This is a genomic window from Streptomyces sp. NPDC029014, assembly GCF_055564695.1.
The window spans coordinates 1-5,007 of sequence record NZ_JBVHVT010000178.1 but is presented as its reverse complement, the minus strand read 5'-3'; the positions used below and the strand labels follow the sequence as shown (position 1 = coordinate 5,007).

Genomic DNA, 5,007 nt, shown 5'->3' with positions numbered 1-5,007 from the left:
CCGCGTCCACGGGCTCCACCTCGGGGGCCTGCTCGACGATCACGTGCGCGTTCGTGCCGCTGAACCCGAACGACGACACGCCCGCACGCCGCGGGGCTCCGGTCTGCGGCCAGGGGACGCTCTCGCCGATCAGCGAGACGGCGCCCGACTCCCAGTCGACGTGCGGGGTCGGCTCGTCCAGGTGGAGGGTCTTGGGCACGATGCCGTGGCGCATCGCCTCGACCATCTTGATGATGCTCGCGACGCCGGCGGCGGCCTGGGTGTGCCCGATGTTGGATTTGACGGAGCCGAGGAGCAGCGGCCGGTCGGCGGGGCGGTCCTGCCCGTACGCGGCCAGCAGGGCCTGCGCCTCGATCGGGTCGCCCAGCGTCGTTCCCGTGCCGTGGGCCTCGACGACGTCCACGTCGGCGGCGGCCAGGCGGGCGTTGGTGAGCGCCTGGTGGATGACGCGCTGCTGCGAGGGCCCGTTGGGGGCGGTCAGACCGTTGGAGGCGCCGTCCTGGTTGACGGCGGAGCCGCGGATCACGGCGAGCACCGGGTGCCCGTTGCGCTGGGCGTCGGACAGCTTCTCCACGAGGAGCATGCCGACGCCCTCGCCCCAGCCGGTGCCGTCGGCGGCGGCCGCGAACGGCTTGCAGCGGCCGTCGGGGGCCAGCCCGCGCTGGCGGCTGAACTCGGTGAAGGTGGCGGGGGTCGCCATGACGGTGACACCGCCGGCGAGGGCCATGGAGCACTCCCCCGCCCGCAGCGCCTGCACGGCCAGGTGCAGGGCGATCAGGGAGGACGAGCAGGCGGTGTCGATGGTGACCGCGGGGCCTTCCAGGCCGAAGGTGTACGCCACCCGGCCGGAGGCGATGCTGCCGGAGCTGCCGGTGCCGAGGAAGCCCTCGACGCCCTCGGGGACGCTGTCCAGGCGGGCGGTGTAGTCGTGGTACATGACGCCGGCGAAGACGGCGGTCCGGCTGCCGCGCACGGAGGTCGGGTCGATGCCGGCCCGTTCGAACGCCTCCCAGGAGGACTCCAGCAGCAGCCGCTGCTGCGGGTCCATCGCGAGGGCCTCGCGCGGGGAGATCCCGAAGGGGGCGGGGTCGAAGCGGGCGGCGTCGTAGAGGAAGCCGCCCTCGCTGACGTAGCTGGAGCCGGCGCTGTCGGGGTCGGCGTCGTAGAGCGTCTCCACGTCCCAGCCGCGGTCGACGGGGAACGCGGAGATCGCGTCGGTGCCGTCGGCGACGAGCCGCCACAGGTCCTCGGGGGTGCGGACGCCGCCCGGGTAGCGGCAGCTCATCGCGACGATCGCGATGGGTTCCTGGTTCTGTTCCTCGACCTCGCGCAACCGCCTGCGGGCCTGGCGCAGATCGGCGGTCGCCCGCTTGAGGTAGTCGCGAAGCTTGTCCTCGTTCACCATGTGCGTGGGCTCCATGCCAGAGAGGCGGTCGTACGGGTCGTTCTGACCGTGGTGGTGGTGTGGTCGGGGGCCGGGCGGGGCGGGGGCGGCCCCGCCCGGCGGTCTCGGGAGGCTCAGACGCCGAGTTCGTCGTCGAGCAGGTCGAACAGCTCGTCGTCGGTGACCGAGTCGAGGTCCTCGTCGGTGTCCTCGTCGGTGCCGGTGGCCCGGCCGGGCTCCTGACGGGCGCTCCACTTGGCCATGAGGGCCTGGAGGCGCATCGTGATCCGCGAGCGGGTGACGCTGTCCGCATCCGCGGCGTCGGTGGACGCCAACGCGGCTTCCAGCCGGTCGAGTTCGCCGAAGACGGTGGGTCCGTCGGCGCCGAGCGGCAGGGTGGAGCGCAGGTAGCCGGCGAGCTGCTCGGGGGTCGGGTGGTCGAAGATGAGCGTGGCCGGGAGGCGGAGGCCGGTGGCCGCGCCGAGCCGGTTGCGCAGTTCGACCGCCGTCAGCGAGTCGAAGCCGAGCTCCTTGAACGCACTGCCCGGTTCGATGGCCGCGGCGCCGCTGTGGCCCAGTACCTGGGCGACGTGGGTGCAGACGGTGTCGAGGAGCACCCGGTCCCGTTCGGCGGGCGGCAGTTGGGCCAGCCGCTCCGCGAGCGATCCCGGGGCGTCCGCGGCCGCGCCCGCGCTCGTCCGGCGCCGTACGGGCGTACGGAGCAGGCCGCGCAGCAGGGGTGCCACGCCGTCGCCGGCCCGGGCCTGGAGTGCGGCCAGGTCGAGCCGGGCGGGCACGAGCAGGCTCGCGGTCGCCGGCCCGGCCGCGGGCCCGGTGTCGTCCCGGTGGGCCGTGGAGGCCCGCAGGGCCGCGTCGAACAGGGCCAGCCCGTCCGCTTCGGACAGGGCGTCCATGCTGCCGCGGCTCAGGCGCTGCCGGTCCTGTGCGTCGAGGGTCGCGGCCATGCCGGCCTCGTCGTCCCACAGGCCCCAGGCGAGCGAGACGCCCGGCAGGCCCTCGGCCCGGCGGTGCTGGGCGAGTGCGTCGAGGAAGGTGTTGCCCGCCGCGTAGTTGCCCTGTCCGGCGTTGCCGAACACGCCGGCCGCGGAGGAGAACAGGACGAACGCCGCCAGGTCGAGGTCCCGGGTCAGCTCGTGCAGGTTCCAGGCCGCGTCGGCCTTGGGCCGGAGCACCTTCGTGATCCGCTCGGGGGTGAGCGTGGTGACGGTGCCGTCGTCGAGGACGCCGGCGGTGTGCACGACGGCCGTCAGCGGCTGCCCGGCCGGTACGTCGGCCAGCAGCGCGGCCAGGGCGTCCCGGTCGGCTGCGTCGCAGGCCGCCCAGGTGACCTCGGCGCCCAGTTCCCGCAGCCCGGCCGCGAGTTCACCGGCGCCGGCCGCGGCCGCGCCGCGGCGGCTGGTGAGCAGCAGGTGCCGTACGCCGTGCTCGGTCACGAGGTGCCGTGCGAGCAGTCCGCCCAGGGTTCCGGTGGCGCCGGTGATCAGGACCGTGCCCCCGGGGTCGAGGGCCGGGCCGGCGGGGGTGCCGTCGGCGGTCGGTTCCGCGGGCGGGGCGAGGACCGCGCGGGCGAGGCGGGGCGCCCGTACCGCTCCGTCGCGCAGGGCGAGCTGGGTCTCGTCGGTGGCGAGGGCTGCGGGCAGGGCCCGGTGGGAGGCGTCCTCGCCGTCGAGGTCGACCAGGACGAACCGGTCCGGGTGCTCGGCCTGCGCGGAGCGCACCAGGCCCCACACCGCCGCGTGCGCGGGGTCCGTCACGTCCTCGTCGGGGTCGGCGGCGACGGCGCCGCGGGTGAGGACCGCGAGCCGGGACGCGGCGAACCGCTCGTCCGCCAGCCACCCCTGCACCAGCTCCAGGGCCTGTCCGGTCGCGGCGTGCGCGGCCGCGGGCACCGCCGGACCGCGGCCGGCCGTGGCGAGGTCGGGGGCCATGGAGAAGAGGACCGTCTCCGGTGCCGGCTCGCCGAGGGCCTCGGCCAGGTCGAACGCCTCGGCGAGCGCGCCCAGGTCGGGGTGGGTGTGGTCGGCGGCGGCGTCGAGGACGCCTGTCCGTTCCAGGCCCGCGCCCGCCTTGAGCGGGTCGCCGCCGAGCAGCGCCCAGCGGCTGGCGGTGTCAGGGCGGGCCTCGGGCAGCGCGAGCGCGGTCCAGTCGACCTGGAAGAGCGCGTCACGGACCGGGCCGGTGGTGCCGAGGCCGGCGGCGGCTGCGACGGCGTCGGTGGAGAAGGGGCGCAGGACGAGCGAGTCGACGGTGAGGACCGGTCGGCCCTCGCCGTCCCACAGGGTGAGTGCGACCGCGTCCCGGCCGGCCGGCGCCATCCGTACGCGCAGGGTGGAGGCGCCTGCGGCGTGCAGGCGGACACCGTCCCAGGAGAACGGCAGCCGCGCGCCCTCGGGGCCGTCGGGGAAGAACTCCCCGAGCCCGACCGCGTGCAGGGCGGCGTCGAGGAGCGCCGGGTGCAGCCCGTACGGGGCGGCGTCCGGGAGGCGGTCCTCGGCGAGGGAGACCTCGGCGAACACCTCGTCCCCGAGCCGGTGGGCGCGGTGCAGGTTGCGGAATGCGGGGCCGTAGCCCAGCCCGATGGCGTCGAAGCCCGGGTACAGGTCGTCCACGGGGAGTTCGACGGCTCCGGCCGGCGGCCACTCCTCCAGGGCCCGGCCCTCGGGGTCGGCGGCGTCGGGCGCGAGGACGCCGTCGGCGTGCCGCGTCCACGGCTCGTCGGGCGCGGCCTGCTCGGAGCGCGAGTACACCTGGAAGGCGCGGCGCCCGTCCCCGTCCGGGTCGGCGACGGTCAGCCGCAGCTGGAGGCCGCCGGTCTCGGGCAGCGCCAGCGGTGCTTCGAGGGTGAGCTCGTCCAGGCGGCCGCAGCCCGCGTGGTCACCGGCCCGGACGGCCAGTTCCACCAGGGCGGCGCCCGGCACCAGGACGGTTCCGGCGACGCGGTGGTCGGCCAGCCAGGGCTGGGTGCGCAGCGAGAGCCGCCCGGTGAAGAGGAACCCGTCCGAGTCGGGCAGGTCGACCGCGGCCCCGAGGAGCGGGTGCGCGGTCGCGCCGAGCCCGGCGGACGCGACGTCGCCGGCGAGGGCGTGGGCGGGTTCCTCCAGCCAGTACCGCTGCCGCTGGAAGGCGTACGTGGGCAGGTCGACCCGGCGGGCACCGGTGCCCGCGTAGTACGCCGCCCAGTCGACGGCGATCCCGCGCAGGTGGGCCCGGGCGAGGGCGGAGGCGAGGGTGGCGTCCTCGGGCCGGTCCGCGCACAGCACCGGGGCGAAGCCGGCCTCGTCCCGGACGAGGCAGTCCTGCGCGAGGGCGGACAGGACGCCTTCGGGGCCGAGTTCGAGGTACGTCGTCACGCCCGCGGCTTCGAGGGCGCGGACGCCGTCGAGGAAGCGGACCGCTTCGCGGACGTGCCGGACCCAGAAGTCGGCCGAGGCCATCTCCTCGCCCGCCACGGCACCGGTCAGGTTGGACACGACCGGGATGCGGGGGGCGGCGTACGTGAGCCCCTCGGCGACCCGACGGAAGGCGTCGAGCATGCCGTCCATGTGCGGCGAGTGGAACGCGTGGCTCACGCTGAGCCGCTTGGTCTTCCGGTCGGCGAACGA

Annotated in this window: 2 protein-coding genes; both read right to left on the bottom strand. The window is 76.0% G+C overall.

Annotated features, from left to right (window positions below):
- Positions 1 to 1,405: type I polyketide synthase (locus tag ACZ4VL_RS40095; RefSeq protein WP_468210824.1), on the bottom strand; the 1,405-nt coding region annotated here is incomplete at its 3' end.
- 113 nt (positions 1,406 to 1,518) lie between these two features.
- Positions 1,519 to 5,007 (bottom strand): type I polyketide synthase (locus ACZ4VL_RS40090; RefSeq protein WP_468210821.1); only part of this gene is annotated, 3,489 nt, incomplete at its 5' end.